The organism is Eggerthella guodeyinii (assembly GCF_009834925.2).
GTDB lineage: Bacteria > Actinomycetota > Coriobacteriia > Coriobacteriales > Eggerthellaceae > Eggerthella > Eggerthella guodeyinii.
This window is the reverse complement of sequence record NZ_CP063310.1, coordinates 849,911-873,016: the sequence shown is the minus strand read 5'-3', so window position 1 is coordinate 873,016 and position 23,106 is coordinate 849,911. Positions and strand designations below refer to the sequence as shown.

Below are 23,106 nucleotides of genomic sequence, written 5' to 3'. Positions count from 1 at the left end.
CTTAACTCAGGTTTCGGGTATCGAATACTCGATACTCTTGCGATCGTGAATGATGCTTCGTCCCGGCCGCCCGAGGGCCGCCGGGGAAAAAGATCATTTGTCACTAAACGCTATGCAACTGTCAAGGTGCGCGGAGGCCCGAAGAGGCCCCCTCGGGGGCAGAGCCCCGGAAGCCGGATGCTGAGCGAGCGGGCGAAGAGCCAGGCGGATCCTCGCGTTCGGGACCCAAATAAGAATTGTTTTGTCTTCCAGGCGGGGGAGCGCTTGCGCTCGACCCCGTCGGACACGATGAGTGTCTCCCTAGAAAGGAGGTGATCCAGCCGCACCTTCCGGTACGGCTACCTTGTTACGACTTCACCCCCCTTACCCTCCACACCTTCGACGCCTCCGCCCCTTGCGGGTTCGGCCGGCGGCTTCGGGTGCAGACGACTCGGGTGGTGTGACGGGCGGTGTGTACAAGGCCCGGGAACGTATTCACCGCGGCATGCTGATCCGCGATTACTAGCAACTCCGACTTCACGGAGGCGGGTTGCAGCCTCCGATCCGAACTGGGGCCGGCTTTGAGGGATTCGCTCACTCTCGCGAGTTCGCAGCCCGTTGTACCGGCCATTGTAGCACGTGTGCAGCCCAGGGCATAAAGGGCATGATGACTTGACGTCGTCCCCACCTTCCTCCGGCTTGACGCCGGCAGTCTCGCATGAGTCCCCAACTGAATGCTGGCAACATGCGATAGGGGTTGCGCTCGTTGCGGGACTTAACCCAACATCTCACGACACGAGCTGACGACAGCCATGCACCACCTGCGCTGGCTCCTCTCGGCCACCGGGTTTCCCCGGCTTCACCAGCATGTCAAGCCCTGGTAAGGTTCTTCGCGTTGCTTCGAATTAAGCCACATGCTCCGCTGCTTGTGCGGGCCCCCGTCAATTCCTTTGAGTTTTAGCCTTGCGGCCGTACTCCCCAGGCGGGATACTTAATGCGTTGGCTGCGGCACGGAGGGCGTTGCCCCCCACACCTAGTATCCATCGTTTACGGCTAGGACTACCAGGGTATCTAATCCTGTTCGCTCCCCTAGCTTTCGCGCCTCAGCGTCAGTTTCGGCCCAGCAGGCTGCCTTCGCCATCGGTGTTCTTCCCGATATCTGCGCATTCCACCGCTACACCGGGAATTCCGCCTGCCTCTACCGAACTCGAGCCTCCCAGTTCGGGATCCGGCCGGGGGTTGAGCCCTCGGATTAGAGATCCCGCTTGAAAGGCCGCCTACGCGCTCTTTACGCCCAATGAATCCGGATAACGCTCGCTCCCTACGTATTACCGCGGCTGCTGGCACGTAGTTAGCCGGAGCTTCTTCTGCAGGTACCGTCGTTGTTCTTCCCTGCTGAAAGCGGTTTACAACCCGAAGGCCGTCGTCCCGCACGCGGCGTTGCTGCGTCAGGGTTTCCCCCATTGCGCAAAATTCCCCACTGCTGCCTCCCGTAGGAGTCTGGGCCGTATCTCAGTCCCAATGTGGCCGGTCGGTCTCTCAACCCGGCTACCCATCGCAGGCACGGTGGGCCGTTACCCCGCCGTCTACCTAATGGGCCGCGACCCCATCCCTTGCCGTCTGGGCTTTCCCGGGCCCCCCAGGAGGGGGGCGAGGAGTATCCGGTATTAGCCTCGGTTTCCCAAGGTTGTCCCGGAGCAAGGGGCAGGTTGGTCACGTGTTACTCACCCGTTCGCCACTTCATGTCCGCCCGAGGGCGGTTTCGTCGTTCGACTTGCATGTGTTAGGCACGCCGCCAGCGTTCATCCTGAGCCAGGATCAAACTCTCCGTTTAAGAGGCGGGAATCGCTTCCCGCTAAGTCCGATCTTGGTTTCGGCCCTCGCCCGCCCCCCTTCTCGGGGATGCGCGCTCGGGCCGGGTTTCCGTTCGCAAGAATCGTTTGCTTGGCTTGTTCTTCTTTCGCTACTCAGTATCCGGTTTTCAAGGTTCTGCGGTATCCTTTCGGACCCCGCTGCGCTTTCGTGTTTCAAGTGCGTAAGGAGATATATTACTGTATCGTTGCCTTCCCGTCAAGAACTTTTTTCAAAATTCTTTGAAGCTCGTTCGGAGGACGTTCATCTCCTTGGTGCTTCGGGGAAGATCCGTTCCGCGCTCTCCTCAAACGCGGGTTTTGTATATTACCCGTAAGGTGTACGTAAGGCAATGGGTAATTTTGCAAAAATTCGAACTTTTTCACGTGCCTACATAAAACACCAGGTGAAAAGCCATAGAGCCGGTAAAGTTATGCGGCACCCTCCACGAGTGCCACACATACCGACCGATTATCGACTCTCTTTACCGTGCCGTCCCCCACCGCCGCCGTGACGGTGCTGACCGTTTCCGGTGTCGCCGCCCTCGGCTTCGTCGGGAGAAAGCACCGCGATACGTTCGCGCAACTCGTGCATAGAAAGGCTCGCGCACTCCTCGAGCGTCACGCTGGGATCGAGCTCCATGAGCTCGAGGGCGGCACGGTAGCGGCCGACGCCCATGCCGGCGGAGGTGGCGGCTTCACGCGTGCCCTCGTCGACGGCGTGGCAGGAGCCGCGGCAGGGCAATGCGCTCAGGCACTCGTCGCTTTGCCGGCGGATAGCCTCCGCTTGACGGTCGTCGTCGGAGGTGACGCTGATCTCCACATACGAATCCTCCTGCGCGTAGGGCGAGAACGCCTCGCTTTGCGTGAGAAGGTTCAGGGCCTCGGCGTACCCGCGCCCCGTGAGCGACACGGCGTCGAGCAGCGTCTCCCCATCGCTATTGAGCGCCTCGGCTTGCACGACGATGCCGAACCGGTTCACGCCGAGCTCGATGGACGGATTGACGTCGATGCCTACATAGGTGGTGGGTTGCGCATAGGCGAAGCCGCCGAAGCCCACGACCGCCAGCACGAGGCATGCGGCAAGCGCCGCCACGGCGCGGCGCAGGGGAAGCATGCGTCCGCGGGCGCGTTTGCGCGGCGCGGGCGCAGGCTCCGCCGGGCTCGTTTCCACCGTTTCAGCCTTTTCCGCAACGCTCGCTATATAGGTAAGGGCGCGGTGCTTCACGTCGTCGGGAACGGTTACGTCGTCGAACGCCTGGCGCACGCGTGTTTCGAGATCGATCATGACAGCACCTCCTGCAAAAGCTTCTTTCCGCGCGCGAGCCACGAGTACACCGTGTTGACGGGGGCATCCACCATCTGCGCGATTTCGGGAGCGGTGTACCCCTCGTACAGGGAGAGGTACAGGGGCGTACGGGGCGGATCGTCGAGGGAGCGCATGGCGTCCACCACCTCGCTGGAGAACGACGCTGGTTGCGTGGCCGGGTCGCTCGAGGGCGCGCAGGCCGCTTCGGCCGCCGCATCGAGCGGCACCACGCGGCGGCCTGCGGCCTTGAGCATGTCCTTGCATATATTGGCAGCCACGCGAATGAGCCAGGCCTTGCGGTGCTCGTCGTCGTTGAACGCCACGTGATCGGCGAGCGCGTACTTCAGGAACGCGTCTTGGAAGGCATCCTGGGCGTCGGTATGGGCGCGGAAGTACAGCACGCACACGCGCCACACGGCGTCGCCGTGCCGCTCCATCGCCCCCTCGATGTCTCCTGCCGATCGCACGTTCGTCGAATGCTGACGCTAGCGACGCATGCAGCCGTGGTGACCGCCGCCGGTGCCGGCACCATAGCCGGAACCGCCGCCGTTGCCGGTGCCGGTACCGTTGCCGGCGCCGCAGCCGTGATGCGCTCCCGTACCGTAGTTGTCGCAGACGCCGTTGTTGTCTGCGTCGATATATCCGGTGCAGCCAGCTTGACCGTCGGCGTAGTTGTCGCAGACGCCGTCGTTGTCGCGATCGACGTACTCGCCGCGCACGGTGGCGATGGCTGCACCGACGGTTGCGGCGGCGTCGCTGTCGCCTGCGGCGCGCATCGCATGGTGCGCAAGCGAGCCGGAGCCGTCGGCGGGGCACCACGTTTGCTGCATGCCGTTGGCGAATGCGATGGTGGGCACGGCCAAAATCACCAGCGCCACGGCGGCCACGATTGCGATCACGTTCTTCTTCATTGCGTTCAGTCCTCCTGTAGTCCGTTCGTTTCGTCCTTCATCTACAAAACGAACGAGGGGCGCGAATCCTTGCAAGCATTTTGAAAAGTTTCCGAAACGCGCAGCAGGCGACCCGAAGATCGCCTGCTGTATGCATGATACGGTGCGTTGCCGGTTAGACCAGCTTCACGAACTTGCGCTTGCCCACCTGCAAGGTCGCCCCGGCAAGCGTCGACGGATCGACGTTGTAGGACTTCGCGGGAAGGGCCTCCCCGTTCACCTTGACGCCGCCGCCGTCGATGAGGCGACGCGCCTCGCCGGCGCTGGCAGCCATGCCGGCATCGGCCAGCAGCTTCGCCAGATAGACGGTACCGTCGTCGTTAGGCGTGAGATCGGCTGCGAACTCGGGGATGTCGTCGGGCACGGCGTGCTGCTTGAACACGAGGTCGAACTGCTCCTCGGCCGCCTGCGCCGCCGCCTCGTCGTAGTACGCCGCCACGATGTTCTGCGCCAACGCGCGCTTCACCTTGTTGGGATGCAGCTCGTCGGCGGCCAGACCGCGCTCGACCTCGTCGATCTCGTCGACCGGCAGCGCCGAAGCGAGGCGGTAGTACTTCACCATGAGCTCGTCGGGAATGGACATGACCTTGCCGAACATGTCGGCGGGCTCGTCGGTGAGGCCGATGTAGTTGCCGTAGCTCTTGGACATCTTCTGCACGCCGTCGGTGCCCTCGAGCAGCGGGAGCGTCAGGCATACCTGCGGCTCCATACCCATCTTCTCCATGAGCTCGCGGCCTGCGAGCAGGTTGAACAGCTGATCGGTACCGCCCAGCTCGACGTCGGCCTTGATGACGACCGAGTCGTAGGCCTGCATGAGCGGGTAGAGGAACTCGTGCAGGCTGATGGGCTGGCTGCTGGTGTAGCGCTTGTGGAAGTCGTCGCGCTCGAGGATGCGGGCCACCGTGAAGTTGCTGGCCAGCTTCAGCAGGCCCTCCATGTCGAGGGCGAGCAGCCACTCGGAGTTGTAGCGCAGCGTGGTCTTCTCGGGGTCGAGGATCTTGAACGCCTGGTCGACGTAGGTCTGGGCGTTCGCCTTGATCTGCTCGGACGTGAGCTGCGGGCGCGTGGAGTTGCGGCCCGACGGATCGCCGATGAGCGCGGTGCCGTCGCCGATGATGAGCGTGACGCCGTGGCCGAGGTCCTGGAACTGACGCAGCTTGCGCAGCGGCACGGCGTGTCCGAGATGGATGTCGGGAGCCGTGGGATCGACGCCCAGCTTGATGTTGAGCGGCTCGCCCCGCTTGAGCTTCTCGAGCAGCGCGCTCTCCGGCACGATCTGCGCCGCGCCGGAAGCGATGGTGTGCAGTTGTTCTTCCGCGGAAAGCATGATCTCCTCTTTCTATATATACACGTAGCTCATGATTCTATCATAGGGGGCAAGGAAGGGGCGCGGGAGGCTGCGAGGGATGCGGGGGCGCTCGCAGCCCCCGGTGCGCTTACGCCCGCGCGAGGTGGGTTGGGCGTTGGTTGCGCCCGCACGAGATGGGTTGGCTCAAGAGGCTCAACGCGGGCGCAGGGGAGGTTAGGAGACTCCCCTGAACAGGTGGCCGCTGGTGGTGCCGGGGGTTTTGGCGATGGCGTTGCCGTCGGCGTGGGCCACGTTGCGCGCGCGGACGGCGCGCTGCACGACCTTCGTCGTCTCCTCGACGTTCATGAGCGTCGTGTCCACCATGAACGACGTCACGCCGGCGTGGATGAGATCGGGCAGCGTCTGCGCCACGTCGAGCTGCACGCCGTTGAACAGGTGGCTGCGGCCCATGGCATCGGTGATGACCGGGAACTCGTACTCCTTGCGGTCGCGCAGGTAGTGCGGGCTCTTGCGCCGCGGGCACGCGTCGCAGTTCTCGTCGCAGGGGCCCTGGCTCATGAGCAGGCAGTGCTCGGTGACCATGAGCTCCTGGGCGCCGATGATGGTGAGGCCGAGCTCGACCGGCGCATCCTCGGCGATGTCGGCGATCTGCCCCAACGTGAGTTCGGGCGACAGCCACACGCGCCGCGCGCCCAACTCGGCGGCGGCGGCCAGCGACAGCGGGTTCGTGATGGGCACGTGCGGGCCCACCTCCACCTCGGCACCGAATTCGGCCGCGCGCACGAGCCCGGCCAGGTTCTCGGCGACGACCGGCTTGCCCGGCTTGACGTAGCGCCAGGGATCGAAGTCGAGGGCCGCCTCGCGCGTGCCCGGAACCTGATCGTGCTCGACGGCGGGCAGGGCGACGACGGCCTGCTTCGGATAGCCGGCCTGCTCGGCGGTCGAGGAGCGCTGGCCGGCCACCACCGCCTCGCCGCGCTTGTAGTTGAGCGCCGGCACGTAGATGATGTCGGCGCCGGCGCGCTTCGCCGCACGGGCGCACGCGGGGTTCGTGGCCCAGGCCGCGATGCGCACGCCGCGCGGGCGCGCGGGCGCGGGAGCCGTGCGCTCCTGCACGCGCGGCAGCGCACGGTCGCGCGTGGGTGCGAGCAGCCGCTCCGCGAGGTCGTCGAGCGCAGCGGCGCGCACGCGATGCAGCTGCGAGAAGCCGATGCCCACGCCCTCGTCGAGCTCCACGTCGAGCGACACGAGCTCGAACGGGGTCTGGCCCAGGCGGTCGATATGCGCCCGCACGTCGTCGGCGGCCACCGGCTTCGTGCGCGCAGCCTCCACCGCATCGCCCTCGGCCGAGCCGACGACCGTCGCGGCCGCTTCGCTGTAGGCGGCGCTCGGCGCCAGCGAGAACTCCACGCGCAGCGGCTGGCCGATGCGCAGCACGGCGCGACCCGTCACCGCCACGCGCGGCTCGAACAGGTCGTCTTCGAACGCCGCCTCGGCGCTGCGCACGCGGAACACGCGGTCGCCCTTCCCCACCGGCCGGTCGGGCGACACGCGCACGTTGCCCTGCGCATCGAGCGACACCTGGTCGAGCGTATAGGCGAAGTGTCCTTTGTTCGTCCAGAATTCCAGCACGTCGCCGACCGCGAGCGGGCGCTCGGCCGCGACGGTGGCGATGCCGTTCTTCGCCGACAGCACGCGTCCCACGAACACGCCGCGGTTGTTCGGACGGCCGTAGCTCATGATGTCGTTGCCGCGCTGGTTTTCCAGATAAGCCGTGGTGAAGCCGCGCGAGAACGCCTCGGCCAGCGTGGCATGCTCGCCGTCGGTGGCCCGCACGGCCTTGCCGCTTTCCGCGGCGCGTTCGGCCAGCACACGGTCGAGCACGGCACGGTACGTCTGCGTGACGGCGAACACGTACTCGGGAGACTTCATGCGGCCCTCGATCTTGAACGAGGTCACGCCCGCGTCCACGAGCTGCGGAAGCAGGTCGATGGTGCACAGATCCTGGGGAGACAGCAGGTGCTCGCCGGGGGCCGGAAGGTTCTTGCGCAGCGCCATGTTGTGCAGCGTGTAGGGCAGGCGGCACGCCTGGGCGCACAGCCCGCGGTTCGCCGAGCGGCCGCCGATGAGCGACGACATGAAGCACTGTCCCGAGTAGCATACGCACAGCGCGCCGTGGGCGAACGATTCCACCTCCATGTCGAACCCGTCCGCGACCTCCGCAAGGTGCGCGATCTCGGGGATGGACAGCTCGCGGGCGAGCGTCACGCGCTGCGCGCCCAGCTTCGCCGCCGCCTCGATGCCGGCGGCGTTGTGCGTGTTCATCTGCGTGGATATATGCAGCCGCGCCTCGGGGAGCGTGCGCGCGATCTCGGATGCGATGCCGATGTCCTGCACGATGAACGCATCGGCGCCGGCACGGTACGCCTGGCGCACCGTCTCGAGCGCACGCGCCACCTCGGAGGGCAGCACGGCGGTGTTGAACGTCACGTACACGCGCACGCCGCGCAGATGCGCGTACGCGCATGCGTCGGACAGCGTCTCCAGCGTGAAGTTGTCGGCGCCGCGGCGGGCGTTGAAGGCTTCGAGGCCGAGGTACACGGCGTCTGCCCCGCCGCGCACGGCGGCACGGAGCGCCGCGGCGTTGCCGGCCGGCGCGAGCAGTTCGATGGCATGCTGCATGGTGATTCCTTACCTATATATAGTAGTACGTCGCGCACTCCGTGGAACAGGATGCGATCCGGTATAGAGAGTTCCGTAGTTCTCCGGCCGAACGTTACGATTCGGTATCAGCGCTATGGTAGTATAGTCGAACGATGAAAATTCGGCGAAAACAGCGCGAAATGCGCACCCACGCGGTGAAATGGGCCCTCCTCGTCACGGTGGCAGCCCTGTGCTTTGTCGGCTATGCGGGGGTTCAGGGCGTGCTCGGCGTCATGGACGGCTGGACGAAGGACCTTCCCAGCATCGAAGACACCGATTTCACCAACACGTCCCGCGAGTCCGTGATGTACGCCGGCGACGAATCCACGCTGCTGGCCGAGTTCCAGCTGGAGAAACGCGACCCGGTGACGTACGAGGAGATCAGCCCATACGTGCTGCAGGGCACGGTGGACACCGAGGACGTGCGCTTCTACGAGCACACCGGCGTGGACATCCCCGGCATCGCGCGCGCGTTCGTCAACAACCTGCGCGGCGGCGACCTCGAGGGCGCGTCCACCATCACCCAGCAGCTCGTGCGCAACACCGTGCTGTCCGAAGAAGCGAACGACATTTCGTTCGAGCGCAAGATCCGCGAGGCGCAGTTGGCCGTCGACCTGGAGAAACGCTTCAGCAAAGACGATATCCTCGTCAAGTACCTCAACATCATCAACTACGGCGACGGATGCTACGGCATCGAGGCGGCCGCTCAGAACTACTTCCAGGTGTCGGCGCTCGACCTGACGCTGGCGCAGGCCGCCACGCTCGTGGGCATCCCCCAGTCGCCCACCTACCTCAACCCCAAGGCGTACCCGGATGACTGCCTCGAACGCCGCAACGTGGTGCTCGACCGCATGCTGTCGGCCGGCGACATCACGCAGCAGGAGCATGACGAAGCGCAAGCCGAGGAGCTGGGACTGAATCCGGCGCCCGACGCGCCTGCGGACGGCATTTACGCGTACCCCTACTTCACGAGCTACGTGCGCACGCTGTTGTTCGACGAGAACAACCCCTACGGGTGCTCGTACGCCGACCTGTTCAAGGGCGGGCTGACCATCTACACGTCGCTCGACCCGGCGATGCAGGATGCGGCGCAGGCGGCGGTGGACGACCAGCGCGCGAGCATGGCCGACAACCTGGACGCTTCCATCGTGGCCGTCGACGTGGCGACCGGCCAGGTGAAGGCCATGACGCGCGGCGTGCCCTACGGCCAGGGCGAAGGCGAGAGCCAGGTGAACATCGCCACGGGCGACGGCGGCACGGGCCGTCAGGCCGGCTCCACGTTCAAGGCGTTCACGCTGGCCGCCGCCATCGAGCAGGGCATCTCGCCGCAAACGCTGGTCGATTGCTCTTCGCCCCTGAAGGCGGGCCAGGACGGCGCGCCCCAGGACTTCGAGAACTTCGGCGGCGCGAACTACGGTATCCAATCCATCCAGAGCGCCACGGCCATCTCGTCGAACACCGGCTACCTGCGCCTTTCGAACAGCATCGGCCAGGCGTCCACCACCGAGATGGCGAGCCGCCTGGGCGTGACCTCGCCCATGGATCCCGTGTACACCGCGACCGAGGGCGTGGCCGACGTCAACCCGCTGGAGATGGCCAGCGCCTACGCGACGCTGGCGAGCGGCGGCGTCAAGCGCACCCCCACGGTGATCACGAAGATCCTCGACCGCGACGGCACCGTCATCTACGAGGCGGGCGACACGAGCGAGCGCGTGCTGGACGAAGCGGTTTCCGCCGCGACGACGAAGGTGCTGGAGACGGTGTTCACGCAGAGCAACGGAACGGGTACGTCCGCCCGGCTGAACAACGGGCAGCCCGTGGCGGGCAAGACGGGCACAGCAAGCCTGTTCACCGACCACTGGCTGGTGGGCTATACGCCCAGCCTGTCGTGCGCCGCGTGGATCGGCGACCCGTCCGGTGCCGTCCCCACCGACACGGCGCTCACCGCGAACGCGCTGTGGAAGGACTTCATGGATCGGGCGACCGACGGCCAGGCCATCGAGAACTTCCCCACCGTCGCCGACCCGCCGTACAACAACCCGTACAACATCGCCCAGAAGAACAAGCTGGGCAAGAAGGCGGAAGATGCCAAGAAGGACGATGCCGCCGACGCCGACAAAGATGCCGACAAGGACGTGAACTCGGCGCCGAGCACCGTGGGCAAGACGTTCGACCAGGCGATCGAGCTGCTGAACGGCTACGAGGCCGGCTACGTGCAGGAGTATTCGGACACCGTGCCGGAGGGCACGGTGATCAGTCAATCGGTGCAGGACGGCCAGGTGGTCATCGTCGTATCGAAGGGGCCGAAACCGTAAGCATAAAAGAAGCGCCCCGATGGGCGCTTCTTTTATGGGCGCTTCTTTTATGGGCGCTTCTTTTTTTTGGGGGCGACGCGAGGAGCGCTGCCGCTACAGGTGCGCCACCACGAGGTCGCCCATGTGGACGGTGCCGACGAGTTTGTCGGCGGGGGTGTCGGCCTGCTTGATGTCGCCGGTGCGCCAGCCCTCGTCGAGCACGGCGGTCACCGCGCGGCGGATGTCGTCGGCGGCCTCGCCCATGTCGAAGCTGTAGCGCAGCATCATCTCGACGGACAGGATCTGCGCGAGCGGGTTCGCGATGCCCTTCCCCGCGATGTCGGGCGCGCTGCCGTGGCTGGGCTCGTACAGCGCCGTGCCGTCGCCGAGGCTGGCGCTGGCCAACATGCCCAACGAGCCGGTGATCTGCGCAGCTTCGTCGGACAGGATGTCGCCGAACATGTTCTCGGTCACCACCACGTCGAAATCGACGGGGCGGCTGATGAGCTGCATGGCCGTGTTGTCCACGAGCAGGTCCTCGAGCTCCACGTCGGGGTACTCCTCCGCGCCGATGCGGTGCACGATCTCGCGCCACATGCGGCTCGTCTCCAGCACGTTCGCCTTATCGACGCTGGTCACCTTGTTGCGGCGCTTGCGCGCGGCCTCGAACGCCTGGCGCGCGATGCGCTCGACCTCGTACTCGCGATACTCCAGCGTGTCGTAAGCGCGCTGGCCGGAAGCGCCGTCCGTACCGCAGCCTTCTTCGTCGTAGAAGCGCTCGCGCAGGCCGAAGTACAGGCCGCCGGTCAGCTCGCGCACGATCATCATGTCCACGCCGTCCACGATCTCGGGCTTGAGCGTGGATGCGTCGGCCAACGCGGCGAAGATCTGCACGGGACGCAGGTTCGTGTACAGGCCCAGCGCCTTGCGGATGCCCAGCAAGCCCTGCTCGGGACGGGGCTTCGACGGATCGGTGGTGTCCCACTTCGGGCCGCCGACGGCCGCCAGCAGCACGGCGTCGGACGTTTCGGCCACGCGCAGCGTCTCCCCCGGCAGCGCAACGCCCGTCGCGTCGATGGCGCATCCGCCCAGCAGCGCCTCGGTGTACGAGAACGCCGTATCGTACTTCGCGCCCACCGCGTTCAGCACCTTGACGCCCTCGGCGATGATCTCGGGGCCGATGCCGTCGCCGGGAAGCAGGCAGATATTGTAGGTTTTGGTCATGGCTCTACTCCTCGCCAAGCTTCGCTTTCGTGCGGTTGATCAGGCCGCCGGCTTCGATGATCTCGCGGATGAACGGGGGGAACGGCTGGGCCTCGAAGGTCTGGCCCGTCGTCTCGTTCACGATGACGCCCGCGTCGGCGTCCACGTTCACCACATCGCCCTGGCTGATGGCGTCCACCGCTTCGGGGCATTCCATGATGGCGAGGCCCGTGTTGATGGAGTTGCGGTAGAAGATGCGCGCGAAGCTCTTGGCGATGACCACGTCGACGCCGGCCGCCTTGATGGCGATGGGCGCGTGCTCGCGCGACGAGCCGCAGCCGAAGTTCTCGTCGGCCACGATGATGTCGCCGGGTTGCACGCGCTCGATGAACGACGTGTCGAGGTCCTCGAGGCAGTGCTTCGCCAGCTCGGCCGGATCGGACGTGGTCAGATAGCGGGCCGGGATGATGACGTCGGTATCGATGTCGCGCCCGTACCGGTGCGCGGTTCCTTTGAATTGCATGGTCGCAGTCCCTCCTAGTCCAAATCTTCGGGCAGGCCGATGTGGCCGAGCACCGCGCTCGCCGCGGCGATGGCCGGCGAGGACAGGTAGACCTCGCTCGTGGGGTCGCCCATGCGGCCGACGAAGTTGCGGTTCGTCGTGGCGATGGCGCGCTCGCCGGCGGCCAGAATGCCCATGTAGCCGCCCAGGCAGGGGCCGCACGTGGGCGTGGACACGGCGCAGTTCGCGTCGAGGAACACGTCCATGAGGCCTTCCTCCATGCACTGGCGGTACACGGCCTGCGTGGCGGGGATCACGATGCAGCGCACGTCGGGATGGACGGTGCGCCCGCGCAGCACGTCGGCGGCCTGGCGCATGTCGACGATGCGGCCGTTCGTGCAGCTGCCGATGACGGCCTGGTCGATCTTGACGTCGCGCGCCTCGGCGGCCGGGCGCGTGTTCGACGGCAGGTGCGGGAACGACACGGTGGGCACGATGGAGGCGGCATCGATCTCGTACACCTTCGCGTACGTCGCATCAGCGTCGGAATGGTACTCGGTGTAGGGGCGCTCGGTGCGGCCGTCCATATAGGCGCGCGTCACGTCGTCGACCTCGATGAGACCGGCCTTGCCGCCCGCTTCGATGGCCATGTTCGAGATGCTCATGCGCTCGTCCATGCCCATGGTCCGAATGGCGCTGCCGGTGAACTCCATGGCCTGGTAGAGCGCACCGTCCACGCCGATCATGCCGATGATGTGCAGGATGACGTCCTTGCCGGTGACGCCGGGGGCAAGCTCGCCCTCGATCTTGAACAGCAGCGACTCGGGCACCTTGAACCACGCCTTGCCGGTGGCGTAGCCCACGCCGGCGTCGGTGGAGCCCACGCCCGTGGCGAACGCGCCCAGCGCGCCGTACGTGCAGGTATGGCTGTCCGCGCCGATGATGAGGTCGCCCGCGCCGACGACGCCCTGCTCGGGAAGCAGCGCATGCTCGACGCCCATGCAGCCCACCTCGTAGTAATGGGTGATGCCCTGCTCGCGCGCGAAGCCGCGCACGATCTTGGCCTGCTCGGCGCTCTTGATGTCCTTGTTGGGAACGTAGTGGTCGGGCACGAGGGCGATCTTCGTAGGATCGAACACCTTCTCGACGCCGATCTTGCGGAATTCTTTGACGGCGATGGGGGCGGTGACGTCGTTGGACAGCACGAGGTCGAGATCGCATTCGATCAGCTGACCCGGCTCCACTTCGTCGAGCCCCGCATGGGCGGCGAGGATTTTCTCCGCCATGGTCATGGGACGTGGCATGTGTGCTCCTTTGTGCGGTGGGTCTCGGGCGCCCGCGCTTCCCCGCGCGAACTCCTGGAAATCGCCGTTCATTGTACCACTCGCTTTAGCACGCAAAAGGAAGAGCCCCGGAGGGCTCTTCAATAATGAAGCGATTTACAGATTTTACCGGTCGATTACCAGGATCCGTGGTAGCCGTAGCCGTAGGAACCCGAGTCCAGGCTTCCCATCATCCCGTACACCGCAGCGGAGATCGCGCCGGTGATCAGGAAACTCATGATGAACCAGAACACGATGTTGATGACGAATCCGATGACGGTGAACTTGAGCGCGTCGCTCTTCACCTGCGGCATCTTGTCGACGTTCACGAGCCACGAGATGATGATGCCCGGGATGCCCATGAGGGCGCCCACCACGAGCCAGGCGAACTTCATGCCGCCGGTGAGCTGCATGAGCGGCGCAGGCGGGTAGAATGCCTGGGGCTGCGGCTGGGGCGCGCCGTACATCGGCTGCTGGGGCTGCGGTTGCGGCTGGGGCTGAGGCTGGGGCTGCGCGGGCGGAACCTGCTGGCCCATCGGGGGCTGCTGCTGCGGCATCGGCTCGGTCGGGGGCTCGGGCGTGACGGGAGGCTGCGGCGCCGCGTCGGGCTGCTGCGGGGTGTTGGGATCGGTGTTCTTCATATCGTCAGCCATGATGACCTGCTTTCGACGGATCGGTTGTTGTTGGCAGCAGTATAAAGCCCTCACCTGCGGAAATCAGTACCCTTTGCGCATCCGTCATCGAACCGACACGAGAATACACCAGATGGTGTAGCAGGTGAGGCGAGGCGACGAGAACGCCCGCCGACCTACGACAGCGCGGTGCAGAGGGCGTCGAGGAGGGTGATGGCGAAGTGCTGCGCGGAACGCCCCGCGCCCGCGTCCTCCCACATGGTGCTGGGAAGCTCGACGGCGATGCGCGACGGGTTGACGGCGTCGGCCACGCCGATGGCCGTCTCGAGGCGCAGCGACAGCGTTTCCTCGTCCTCGAAGCTGACGCGCGGCACGGTGGTCACCGTCAGCTCGCCCGGCAGGACGATGTGCACGAGCAGCATCGAGTCGTCGGGGGCGACGAGCAGCGAGTCGGCGCTCATGATCTTGGATGCGGGGTTCGTGGCCAGCGCGAGGTTCGACATGCGCGATGCGACGCTGCGCGTGAAATCCTGCGTGCCGAACAGGCACAGCGCATTGCGCTCGAGCACGTCGGCGGCGCGGGCGAACCCGAGGTGGCTGGAACCGTGCACCGCTTCCTTGCCCTCCCACGAATGGTGGAGGTTGCGGATGGCGGCGTACGTGTAGGCGCCGGCGATGCCGTCGGACGGCAGGCCCAGGTTGAGCTGGAACTTGCGCAGCGCAAGCTCGGTGAACGCGCCGAAGATGCCGTCGGTGGCGCCGCAGGCGAAGCCGAGCGCGCCCAGCGCATGCTGCAGCTCCAGCACGTCGTGGCCGTGGAAGTGCGGCATGCGCAGGTACAGGGTGCGGTCACCCAGCGTGAACGAGGCGTCGACGAGCGCCGCCCACACCTTCTCGGTCACCTCGTCGGTGAGGGGCAGGCCCGCGCCGCCGCAGAACGCCTGCACGGCCTCGGCCGTGGTATCGCCGAACGCCCCGTCGACGTCGGCGGGATCGAGCAGCCCGATGGTGACGAGGCGCTGCTGCACGTCTTCGACCGCGGGACCGGTGTCATGTCGCTTAATGGTTTCCATGAGCGTCATGGTAGCGCACCGCGGTGCGCGCGCGAGGGTTTCGACCGAGGTTCCACAAGAGGAACAGAGGGGGTATGCGCAGCTTGTTGCACGCATGCCCCCTTCTCGGACGTCCGCGCAGCGGTCGCGTCAATCGTGGCACGTGTAGCACTCGAACACGTCGGCGTGATGGCAGCTTGCGCATTCGGCATCGGCTTTGTCGGCAAGCTTCTCGGCATCGTGCATGCCGTGGCAATCCGCGCATCGGATAGTATCGTGCTGCTCGCTCGGAGTCACATCGTGCGGGTTCACCGCCGTGCCTTTCGAATCGACCACCGCGACGTCGACGGTGGCTGCAACGAGCTCTTCGCGAGCACCGTAGTGGCACGACAGGCATGCGTCGTCGGGCACCTCCGTCTTCTTCAGCTTCTTGGGCATGGTATCGGACGCGGTCTTGCCCTCGTGAGCCGTCGCCAGACCGGAAGCGTCAGCATGGCACGAAATGCACGCTTGCCCTTCGTGCGTGCTGGCCACGCAAGCCGCGTCGTCGTACGACGCCTGCTCGGTCGCATGGCAGGTGCCACACTCCGAGTCCGCCGACCACGCAACCGTGATCGGGGTCTCCTTCGCATCGTCGGCCGATGCGGCTCCGTTTTCGTTCGACTGGGGCGCGCAGGCGGTCAACGCCAACGCGATGACTGCGAACGAAATCGTCGCCGCACCCGTAAACTTCTTCATCGCATTGCCTCCTTGGCAGATGAGCGAGCGATACCTTCCGGATCGCCCGCAGGTTCTTGGCCGCCCTTCCGCACGAGGGAGGGAGTCGGAAGGACGGCCGCGTCACGGAACAGATGAAGCCCTAAGCTTCAGCGTCCCAAGGAGTCAGCGCGGCGGCATTGCGCCCGGCGATGCGGCCGAACACCATGCATTCGCTCACGTTGCCGGCACCCTGGTAGTACCAAGCCCATACGGAGCCGAGCTCGCCAGCGGAGAACAGCCGCTCGACAGGCGTGCCGTCCGTATGCACGATGCGCGCACTCGCATCGCGCTTCGGCCCGCCGTTGGTGTTCACCATGATGGGCTGGAGCTGCACCGCATACAGCGTGCCGGAAAGCGCGCGCTTCTTTTCCGCAGCTCGACCGAACTCGTCATCGGGACCGGAAAGCGCGTCCACACTCTCCTGCAGGACCGTCGCTTCGACGCCCATCTGAGAAGCAAGTTCCTCGACAGTGTCGGCTTTGACCATCAAGCCCGAGGAAAGCAGCTCTTCGGTGCTGTCGGGAGCGCTGGTGCCGCCGACGATGTGCACCCAACCGCTGCCGCTCGTTCCCATAAACGGCAGCGTGCTCTCGTCGACAACCTGCCAGAACGGCAGGCGCGGCCATTCCATCTTGGCGGAGTCGTTGTAGAACAGCGCATCGCGACCGTATCCGTGCTGATAGGAGCGAGTCTCGTCCATGAAGCGCTTGCCGTACTTGTCGGTCCACACGTACCCGGCATCGCCTGCCACTTCGCAGTCGAAGCCGCATTCGCTGAAATCGTCATCGAGCCACGTAGCCTGCACGCCGACGCGCGTTGCCGGCGTCGCGGAGTTCATGTGCCAGAAGTCGATATCGTACTTGCGACACGCCGTCAGAGCATCGCCCGTGTTGTACGGCGTGCCCCACACGAGCGACGGGTAACGGCAGTTATTCGCCTTCATTTCCTCGTTGTACTCGAACCCGCCGCAAGCGAGCACGACGCCCTTCTTCGCCTTGATGAGGAGGGGCGATTCGCCTTGCTGCGCCTCGATGCCGATCGCTTCGCCAGCCTCGTTGAACACGAGATCGGTGAAGGCCGTCTCGAACAGAGACGTAACGCCCGACTCGCTTCCTACCACCTCGAACATAGGCGCCCAGACCCGAGCGTTACCCAACCCTTCGGCCGGAATGAGCGTGTTGGAATCGCCCACCGCCGAAGCGGTTTTCGCAGCGGGGTACTCGCAGGCGTTGTGCGTCTTCGTCTCGATCTCGAACTCGTCCAACAGCCAATCGGCGTTCTCTTTCGCGCCGCCGATATAGGCCTCGATCACGGCATCGTCGAGTCCGACGAGGTGGTAATCGCCGGTGATCTCCTTGAAGTAGGCAACGCCTTCGGCGGTCTTTTCCGGCGACCAGATGGCCTGGGCGCATGCGCGGCTATTGCCGCCTGCGTACTTTTCGGGAGCTTTTTCGACAAGAACGACCTGGCTGCCCGCCTTCGCAGCCTCATGAGCGGCTGCCAAACCGGCGAAGCCCGTTCCGACCACCACCACGTCGGTTTCTTGATCCCACGCACGCTCGTCGCTTGCCGGAGCGCCCGCGCCCCCCTCGGACGAGCATCCCGCAAGCATGCTGCCCGCGCCGACCGCGCCGAGGGCGAGCGCGCCGGTGAGAAAGCCACGCCGCGTTAAACCCATGCTCTCGCTATCCCTTGTTCCCATTTGTTCCTCCTCTTGTTTTCCGCTACCATAGGCCGCGAAATCGCTTCGACGCGCATCTCGCAAAGGGCCTTTGACGGCGAGGAGCGTACAGGGGAACGAAGCGCGAAAACATCGAACAAGGTATATGATTTACGCGCCGCAGCAAGGGGATCTGTCCATCATATAAAGTATTTGACACGCAGCTCACCGGGGAGAATGCAATGCAGCAAGCCACAGGGGGAGAAAAGAGTCGAGTTGTCGCCAAATCGGCCCGCTCCGACATTCAAAGAGGCGGCGTCGCGCTCGATGCGTTCGCCTCGGCGCTTTTCTGGGGATACGTCGCCATCATGTTCGGGTCGTCGGAAATCAAGATTGCGGAGTCCATCGGGCTGGCACCGGAGAACGTTGCTCTGATATGCGGCAACGTCGTCGCCTTGGTCGCGGTCGGGTTGTTGGGGCCTCGCGCGCACGGGTCGCACCTGTTCGTCCTCGGGCTCGCGGGCTCCGGAACCGCGTGTATTTTGCAGACAGTCAGCCTTCTCTCACCCGAGATGGTTCCCGTCGCCTGGTCGCGCTTGTTCGCGTGCGGCGCATCGGCCATCCTCGTCCTCGCATGGTGCGAGCATATCTCGTCCGAGACCTCCCAGGAGCGACCGCTGTTCCTAGCGCTCTGCAGCCTGCTCACCATCGTCATCGTCCTCGTATCCATACAGTTGGGCGCACGATCGGCCATTCTGTTCGGCGGGGTGCTGCCCGTCGTCTCGGCGGCACTAGGCGCTTATCGAACGCGCGCGTCGGCACGAACTGCGCCCAGCGTGACGATCCAGCCTCCGTTTCCCCTGTACCTCATCGTCATCCTGTTCGTATTCGGATTCATGATCAGCTTCTTCTCGCTTTTGAACCGGCGCACCGGAACCGGCGAGAACCTCATGATACCCGCCGGCATCGACCCCTTCCTCGCGGGATGGACCGTGCTCGTCCTCGTCATCGCAGGATGCGTTTGGATGCTGTTGCCGCAACGGCACGCCTCCCTCGTCACCACCGTGCTCATCCCGCTCGCCTCGCTCGGTCTGCTGCTCCCGCCGTTCCTTCGCTACGGTTTGCAGGAAACGCTGCCGGCCGTCGTGGCGTTCATCGTCATCTGCGAGGCCATCATCTGCAGCGTCGGCCCGAGCAATGCCAAGAAGTACTTTCACATCGGATCGTTCACCTTCGTGTTCTGGACACGTTCGTTCGGCCTCATCGGCATGATCGTCGGCTACGCTGCGGCCATTCTCCTGTTCGATATCATGAAGATCGCCATCGACTTCGACATCCTTTTGATCATGTTCGCCGCTTACGCCATCCTGTGCCTGACCGTCGCGGTGATGCTCGGCCGCATCGGGCTGAAAGCCCCCGCGGAGCGCGAGCGCGAGAGTACCCCTGCCGCCGCGGCGCACGCGCTTGCCGAGCGCTACGGTCTGACGGCACGGGAAGCCGAAGTGCTCGAGCTGGTGGCGCAGGGCCGCAACATGACGTACGTGCAGAAGGCCCTGTGCATCTCGCCGGGAACATCGTCAACGCATATCAACCACATCCATCAGAAGCTGGACGTTCACAGCCGCGAAGAGCTGATCGACCTCGTGCAGGAGGAGTTGGCGCGCTAAAAAAAGACCCGGACGAATCCGGGCCCTGATGAGGTGCATCTCGAAACGTAGATCAGATTACTTCAAGCGGCTGACGAACCAGTCAGCCATGGAGACGAGGAGGTCGCGGGCCGTGGAGGGGCGCACCATGTCGGTCAGGCGGTTCTTCGCGATGCTCGTGAGGTTCTCGGCGTAGTTGCGCGCGTAGTCGATGCTGCCGGACGCCTCCATGATGGCGACGGCCTCGGCGAGCACGGCCTGGTCCTTCTCCTTCGACGACAGGATGTCGATGAGGCGGTCGCGATCGTCGGAGTGCTGCAGCGCGTGCACCACCATGAGCGTGCGCTTGCCCTCGGTGATGTCGTTGCGGAAGTCCTTCTTCGTGCTCTCCTCGGAGCCCACGAGGTTCAGCAGGTCGTCCTGGATCTGGAACGCGAGGCCGGTGTCCAGGCCGTAGTTGCGCAGCGCCTCGACTTCGACCTCGGTGCCGCCGCCGATGATGGCGCCGATGGCCAGGGGCACCGCGCCGGAGTAATGCGCGGTCTTGTGCGTGGCCATGACCAGGTAGTCTTCCGGCGTGATGTCGTAGCGGCCGTCACGCGCCCATCCGATGTCGAGCGCCTGGCCCTCGATGGTGCGGCGGGTCATGTCGATGAGCTCGGTGATGACGCGCACCTTCGTAGCATCGTCGAGGTTCTCGTCCGACACCACCGTGCCGTTGACGAGGGAGAGCGCAAGGTCGCCCGCGTTGATGGCCAGCCCCATGCCCTCGGTGAGGTGCATGCACGGCTCGCCGCGGCGAAGCTCGGCCTCGTCGGCGATGTCGTCGTGGATGAGGGCCGCGGTATGAAAGTGCTCGATGGCGGCCGCGGCGCTGGTCGCGCGCGCCATGTCACCGCCCACGGCGCGACAGGCCGCGAAGCAGATGAGCGGGCGATGGCGCTTGCCGCCGTTCTGGCTGTACGCCGTGAGCGGCTGGTACAGGTAGCGGTCCATGTCCGCGTGCGTGCCCTTCGGGATGAAGGAGTTCACCAGGTCGCCCACGCGGTCGGCGTACGACGTCAGGTACTGCTCGAACGACTCGGGAGGTTCTTCTACGGCTGCGATGATTTCGTTGATTGTCTCCATAGCACTTTCTCTGTAGGCCTGGGCGAATGATCCGCTCGACATGGTATCACAAAGAAAAGCGGGCGCTTTCCGTGCGCTGCGCCAGCGGCTTATTTTTCCGGGTTTCTCCGCATATCAGGTTGAGAGTATGCAACGCTTTGCGTCAAGCGACGCTTCGCTTGCTACACTGGGAGCATCGAAAATCCCGCGCGAGAAGGAGGCGTCCATGAACGTCAGCCCCGCATTCCAAGCATTCGCCCAAGAGGCTCCGCAGCACCAGCAGGCATGGTCGGAGGCGGTGCAGGCGCTCGGCGCGGCCAGCGCGCTCGACGACAAGACCGCCGCTCTCGCCTACCTCGCCGTCATGGCCGCGGCGCGTCTCGACAGCGGCCTGCCGTTCCACGTGAAGATGGCGAAGATGCACGGTGCCACGCGCGACGAGGTGATCAGCGCGGTGCTCATCGGGCTGCCGGCCGTCGGCAACGTGGTGACCGCGTCGCTGCCCGCCGTGCTGGAAGCGTACGACGAGGAGTAGGAAGCGGGAGGCGTCGCCTCCGTGGCGCTCGCCGCACCATGAAGCGCAAGGTGGTAGGGGCGGCGGGACTCGAACCCGCAAGGCCGAAGCCGGAAGATTTTAAGTCTCCTGCGTATGCCAATTCCGCCACGCCCCCGCGTGCGACGGCCCGCTGAAAACGAGCAGGCCCTATGGTAGCAAACTTTATCGGGCGGCGGGACCTCAGCGCGCCGCTTCGTCCAAAATGATGCCGTGGAGAATGTCCGATTCGCTGACCGTGAACGAATCGACGCCGGCCAGGTCGAGCACCGTCTGCAGGATCACCATGCCGGCCACGATGACGGGCGCGCGGCCCGGATCGAGCCCGACGATGCGCTCGCGCTGCGCGAGCGGGACGCGTTCCAGCTGGTCGGCCACCCCGTCGAGCACAGGGCGCGTGATGACGGCCTTGTGCACGCGGGAGGTGTCGTACACCTCCATGCGCTCGTGGATCGACACCACCGTGGTGGCCGTACCGGCCACCGCCACCAACCGCTCGGGCGCGAAGCCCGCCCCGCGCAGCTCGTCGAAGTAGGGGCGCATCCCCTCTTCCACCCACGCCCGGGCCCGTTCGAGCTCGCCGGCGCTGGGAGGGTCGGCCGCGAAGAACTTCTCCGTCACGCGACGGCATCCGATGTTGAAGGAGTGCGAGCGATCGGGCCGGCTGCCCGCGCGCCCGGCGATGACCTCGGTCGAGCCGCCGCCGATGTCCACCACGAGCAGGCGCTCCCCCCGGAAGTCGCACGACGCGCCCGCGAAGGAGAGGGCCGCCTCGCGCTCGCCGGGGATGACGGACAGCGTGACGCCCAGGCCCGCCAACAGCGCCTCGAACTCGTCGGCGTTGCGCGCGTCGCGCGCGGCCGACGTGGCCATGGCCTTCGTCGTGATGGCGGGATGTTCCGGCGTAGCGAACCCGCGCAACACGTCGAGGAAGCGCGCCACGGCGTCGGCCACGCGCTGCATGGCCGCGGGTTTCAGCACGCCCGTCGCGTCCACGCCCTCGCCGAGGTTCGTGATGGTGTACTCGCGGTCGAGCTCATGGAGCCGTCCCGCCTCGTCCACGTCGGCCACGAGCATGCGGCACGTCACGGTGCCGATGTCGATGGCCGCGTATCGGCCCGCCTGGAAACCGCTTTCGGCACTCTCAGGCTCCGCGATGGCGCTCATGGCGATCCCTTCCCTCGGTCTACTCGACGCCGAACAGGGCGTCCAGGAACGGCGAGTACCACGTCTCCGGCGCCTCGACGCTGCCCGGCGTGATGTTGGCGCGGAACGTGGATGCCTCGTCCTCGTCAAGGTCGAGGCCGCGCACGTTCGCCGTCTCCTCGCCCTTCTTCACCCATCCGAACTGCTCGTGGGCGCGATCCTCGATGCCGGCGTCGGTCTGCAGCGACGAGACGTCGCTTTCGAGGGCGCCGTTGCGCTCCTCGAGCGCCGCGTACTCGGCGGCCAGCTGGTCGCGCTCGCGCAGCGCATGGTAGTACTGCTGCGCCGGCGGGTACAGGAAGGCGCACGAGAGCACGAGGCATACGGCGACGGCCGCGCTCGCGATGAACTTCGGCGACGACTTGAGCGATGCGAGCGATCCCAGCGAGAAGCCGCGCTTCGCCGAAGCCTGCGGGCTCTCCGCATTCTGCATGCGCGCGGCCTGACGGTGCTTCGCGCCCATCTCGCCCTTGTACACTGCGGCGCGCGGGCCCGATTGGGAGGCGTCGGACGGCTTCGAGCCGCCGAACTGCTTGGTGAACGCGCGCTCGGCCTTGCTCTTGGCGCGCGCCTTCTTGCGCTGCTCCTTGCGGGTCAGGCGGCGCTCTTCGACTTCCTCTTCGGGCTGCTCCTCGATGCGCTCGTCGAGCGAGGAGAAGCGGCCCGTGCCGTACGAGCTCGATGCGCGACGCGGGCTCGACGACGCCGGACGCGGCGCCGCATGGCGGCCTGCGGGACGATCGAACGTCGATATGCGGACGAACGAACCGTCGCCGGCTCCCGCGGACGATCGCCGCGCAGCGCCCGACGGGCGCGCGTGCGCCGCCGTTCGCGCGCTCCCCCGCCCCTCGCCTGCCTGGCGGAAGGGCGACTCGAATGCGGGGATGGCATCGACGGAATGGATCACGGGACGCGATTCGGGCGCAGCAGAAGAGGGGCGGCGCGCACGGGTGTCGCGTTTCGCCTCGTCAAACGAGAGAATATAAGGCTGCGTTGCCAAGGAAAGGGGCTCCTCTGTGCATCGTGTTTCGTGTTTGGTTTGTTTAATGCAGAAGCTGGGGAAAGCATAC

Annotated in this window: 18 protein-coding genes, 1 tRNA gene and 1 rRNA gene; 3 read left to right on the top strand and 17 right to left on the bottom strand. The window is 65.6% G+C overall.

Annotation, left to right across the window (positions count from 1 at the left end):
- Nucleotides 1-304: 304 nt before the first annotated feature.
- From GS424_RS03505 to GS424_RS03480, 6 genes are all read right to left on the bottom strand, one after another.
- A 16S ribosomal RNA gene (locus GS424_RS03505) occupies nucleotides 305-1,813 on the bottom strand.
- Between the two features lie 488 nt (nucleotides 1,814-2,301).
- A complete protein-coding gene (locus GS424_RS03500; protein WP_160943550.1) occupies nucleotides 2,302-3,117 on the bottom strand; it encodes an anti-sigma-I factor RsgI family protein in 816 nt (271 codons plus the stop codon).
- A complete protein-coding gene (locus GS424_RS03495; RefSeq protein ID WP_160943549.1) occupies nucleotides 3,114-3,575 on the bottom strand; it encodes an RNA polymerase sigma factor in 462 nt (153 codons plus the stop codon). Before GS424_RS03495 ends, GS424_RS03500 begins: the two co-directional genes overlap by 4 nt.
- Nucleotides 3,576-3,623: 48 nt before the next feature.
- A complete protein-coding gene (locus GS424_RS03490) occupies nucleotides 3,624-4,049 on the bottom strand; it encodes a hypothetical protein (protein ID WP_160943548.1) in 426 nt (141 codons plus the stop codon).
- Between the two features lie 154 nt (nucleotides 4,050-4,203).
- Nucleotides 4,204-5,415 (bottom strand): tyrosine--tRNA ligase, encoded by a 1,212-nt coding sequence (gene tyrS / locus GS424_RS03485; RefSeq protein ID WP_160943547.1) that lies wholly within the window; start codon nucleotides 5,413-5,415, stop codon nucleotides 4,204-4,206.
- A gap of 195 nt (nucleotides 5,416-5,610) precedes the next feature.
- Nucleotides 5,611-8,079: a U32 family peptidase gene (locus tag GS424_RS03480; RefSeq protein ID WP_160943546.1), complete on the bottom strand. Its 2,469-nt coding sequence runs from the start codon at nucleotides 8,077-8,079 to the stop codon at nucleotides 5,611-5,613.
- Between the two features lie 161 nt (nucleotides 8,080-8,240).
- On the opposite strand from GS424_RS03480, the gene GS424_RS03475 reads away from it, so the two are divergent.
- A complete protein-coding gene (locus GS424_RS03475; protein WP_160943545.1) occupies nucleotides 8,241-10,415 on the top strand; it encodes a transglycosylase domain-containing protein in 2,175 nt (724 codons plus the stop codon).
- A 93-nt stretch (nucleotides 10,416-10,508) separates the two neighbouring features.
- Here GS424_RS03475 and leuB read toward each other — a convergent pair whose 3' ends face one another.
- The 7 genes from leuB to GS424_RS03440 all read right to left on the bottom strand — a co-directional run bounded on the left by leuB (nucleotide 10,509) and on the right by GS424_RS03440 (nucleotide 17,542).
- Nucleotides 10,509-11,618, bottom strand: a complete 1,110-nt coding sequence (leuB, locus tag GS424_RS03470; protein ID WP_160943544.1) for a 3-isopropylmalate dehydrogenase — start codon at nucleotides 11,616-11,618, stop codon at nucleotides 10,509-10,511.
- A gap of 4 nt (nucleotides 11,619-11,622) precedes the next feature.
- Entirely contained in the window at nucleotides 11,623-12,120 is a 498-nt protein-coding gene (locus GS424_RS03465) for a 3-isopropylmalate dehydratase small subunit (protein ID WP_101721612.1), read from the bottom strand.
- Nucleotides 12,121-12,134: 14 nt separating this feature from the next.
- On the bottom strand, nucleotides 12,135-13,403 hold the full coding sequence (gene leuC, locus GS424_RS03460; RefSeq protein WP_160943543.1) for a 3-isopropylmalate dehydratase large subunit: 1,269 nt from the start codon (nucleotides 13,401-13,403) through the stop codon (nucleotides 12,135-12,137).
- Nucleotides 13,404-13,558: 155 nt separating this feature from the next.
- Nucleotides 13,559-14,074 (bottom strand): spore coat protein SP96, encoded by a 516-nt coding sequence (locus GS424_RS03455; RefSeq protein WP_160943542.1) that lies wholly within the window; start codon nucleotides 14,072-14,074, stop codon nucleotides 13,559-13,561.
- 155 nt (nucleotides 14,075-14,229) lie between these two features.
- On the bottom strand, nucleotides 14,230-15,135 hold the full coding sequence (locus tag GS424_RS03450) for a peptidoglycan-binding domain-containing protein (RefSeq protein ID WP_160943541.1): 906 nt from the start codon (nucleotides 15,133-15,135) through the stop codon (nucleotides 14,230-14,232).
- 120 nt (nucleotides 15,136-15,255) lie between these two features.
- Entirely contained in the window at nucleotides 15,256-15,843 is a 588-nt protein-coding gene (locus GS424_RS03445) for a cytochrome c3 family protein (RefSeq protein WP_160943540.1), read from the bottom strand.
- A 121-nt stretch (nucleotides 15,844-15,964) separates the two neighbouring features.
- On the bottom strand, nucleotides 15,965-17,542 hold the full coding sequence (locus GS424_RS03440; protein ID WP_244977663.1) for an FAD-dependent oxidoreductase: 1,578 nt from the start codon (nucleotides 17,540-17,542) through the stop codon (nucleotides 15,965-15,967).
- A gap of 224 nt (nucleotides 17,543-17,766) precedes the next feature.
- On the opposite strand from GS424_RS03440, the gene GS424_RS03435 reads away from it, so the two are divergent.
- Complete coding sequence (locus tag GS424_RS03435; RefSeq protein ID WP_160943538.1) at nucleotides 17,767-19,191, top strand: helix-turn-helix transcriptional regulator; 1,425 nt, start codon at nucleotides 17,767-17,769, stop codon at nucleotides 19,189-19,191.
- 57 nt (nucleotides 19,192-19,248) lie between these two features.
- Here GS424_RS03435 and GS424_RS03430 read toward each other — a convergent pair whose 3' ends face one another.
- Nucleotides 19,249-20,298 carry a polyprenyl synthetase family protein gene (locus GS424_RS03430; protein ID WP_154334818.1) on the bottom strand — a complete coding sequence of 350 codons (1,050 nt, stop codon included), beginning with the start codon at nucleotides 20,296-20,298 and terminating at the stop codon, nucleotides 19,249-19,251.
- A 205-nt stretch (nucleotides 20,299-20,503) separates the two neighbouring features.
- Here GS424_RS03430 and GS424_RS03425 point away from each other — a divergent pair, with 205 nt between their 5' ends.
- Nucleotides 20,504-20,812 (top strand): carboxymuconolactone decarboxylase family protein, encoded by a 309-nt coding sequence (locus tag GS424_RS03425; protein WP_015760044.1) that lies wholly within the window; start codon nucleotides 20,504-20,506, stop codon nucleotides 20,810-20,812.
- Nucleotides 20,813-20,863: 51 nt separating this feature from the next.
- Here the strand turns inward: GS424_RS03425 and GS424_RS03420 are convergent.
- The 3 genes from GS424_RS03420 to GS424_RS03410 all read right to left on the bottom strand — a co-directional run bounded on the left by GS424_RS03420 (nucleotide 20,864) and on the right by GS424_RS03410 (nucleotide 23,036).
- Nucleotides 20,864-20,948 (bottom strand) — tRNA-Leu (locus GS424_RS03420).
- A gap of 65 nt (nucleotides 20,949-21,013) precedes the next feature.
- Entirely contained in the window at nucleotides 21,014-21,997 is a 984-nt protein-coding gene (locus GS424_RS03415; protein ID WP_160943537.1) for a Ppx/GppA phosphatase family protein, read from the bottom strand.
- A gap of 19 nt (nucleotides 21,998-22,016) precedes the next feature.
- The gene (locus GS424_RS03410) at nucleotides 22,017-23,036 is read right to left on the bottom strand and encodes an FtsB family cell division protein (RefSeq protein ID WP_244977662.1); all 1,020 of its coding nucleotides are present in this window, start codon (nucleotides 23,034-23,036) and stop codon (nucleotides 22,017-22,019) included.
- Between the last annotated feature and the right edge of the window lie 70 nt (nucleotides 23,037-23,106).

Bases quoted from the DNA above. Each gene is read 5' to 3' on its own strand.
- GS424_RS03440 (WP_244977663.1), bottom strand. From the start codon at position 17,542: ATGGGTTTAACGCGGCGTGGCTTTCTCACCGGCGCGCTCGCCCTCGGC.
- GS424_RS03445 (WP_160943540.1), bottom strand. From the start codon at position 15,843: ATGAAGAAGTTTACGGGTGCGGCGACGATTTCGTTCGCAGTCATCGCG.
- tyrS (WP_160943547.1), bottom strand. From the start codon at position 5,415: ATGCTTTCCGCGGAAGAACAACTGCACACCATCGCTTCCGGCGCGGCG.
- GS424_RS03490 (WP_160943548.1), bottom strand. From the start codon at position 4,049: ATGAAGAAGAACGTGATCGCAATCGTGGCCGCCGTGGCGCTGGTGATT.
- GS424_RS03430 (WP_154334818.1), bottom strand. From the start codon at position 20,298: ATGGAGACAATCAACGAAATCATCGCAGCCGTAGAAGAACCTCCCGAG.
- GS424_RS03455 (WP_160943542.1), bottom strand. From the start codon at position 14,074: ATGGCTGACGATATGAAGAACACCGATCCCAACACCCCGCAGCAGCCC.
- leuC (WP_160943543.1), bottom strand. From the start codon at position 13,403: ATGCCACGTCCCATGACCATGGCGGAGAAAATCCTCGCCGCCCATGCG.
- GS424_RS03450 (WP_160943541.1), bottom strand. From the start codon at position 15,135: ATGACGCTCATGGAAACCATTAAGCGACATGACACCGGTCCCGCGGTC.
- GS424_RS03495 (WP_160943549.1), bottom strand. From the start codon at position 3,575: ATGGAGCGGCACGGCGACGCCGTGTGGCGCGTGTGCGTGCTGTACTTC.
- GS424_RS03500 (WP_160943550.1), bottom strand. From the start codon at position 3,117: ATGATCGATCTCGAAACACGCGTGCGCCAGGCGTTCGACGACGTAACC.
- GS424_RS03480 (WP_160943546.1), bottom strand. From the start codon at position 8,079: ATGCAGCATGCCATCGAACTGCTCGCGCCGGCCGGCAACGCCGCGGCG.
- GS424_RS03465 (WP_101721612.1), bottom strand. From the start codon at position 12,120: ATGCAATTCAAAGGAACCGCGCACCGGTACGGGCGCGACATCGATACC.
- GS424_RS03415 (WP_160943537.1), bottom strand. From the start codon at position 21,997: ATGAGCGCCATCGCGGAGCCTGAGAGTGCCGAAAGCGGTTTCCAGGCG.
- GS424_RS03425 (WP_015760044.1), top strand. From the start codon at position 20,504: ATGAACGTCAGCCCCGCATTCCAAGCATTCGCCCAAGAGGCTCCGCAG.
- leuB (WP_160943544.1), bottom strand. From the start codon at position 11,618: ATGACCAAAACCTACAATATCTGCCTGCTTCCCGGCGACGGCATCGGC.
- GS424_RS03475 (WP_160943545.1), top strand. From the start codon at position 8,241: ATGCGCACCCACGCGGTGAAATGGGCCCTCCTCGTCACGGTGGCAGCC.
- GS424_RS03435 (WP_160943538.1), top strand. From the start codon at position 17,767: ATGCAGCAAGCCACAGGGGGAGAAAAGAGTCGAGTTGTCGCCAAATCG.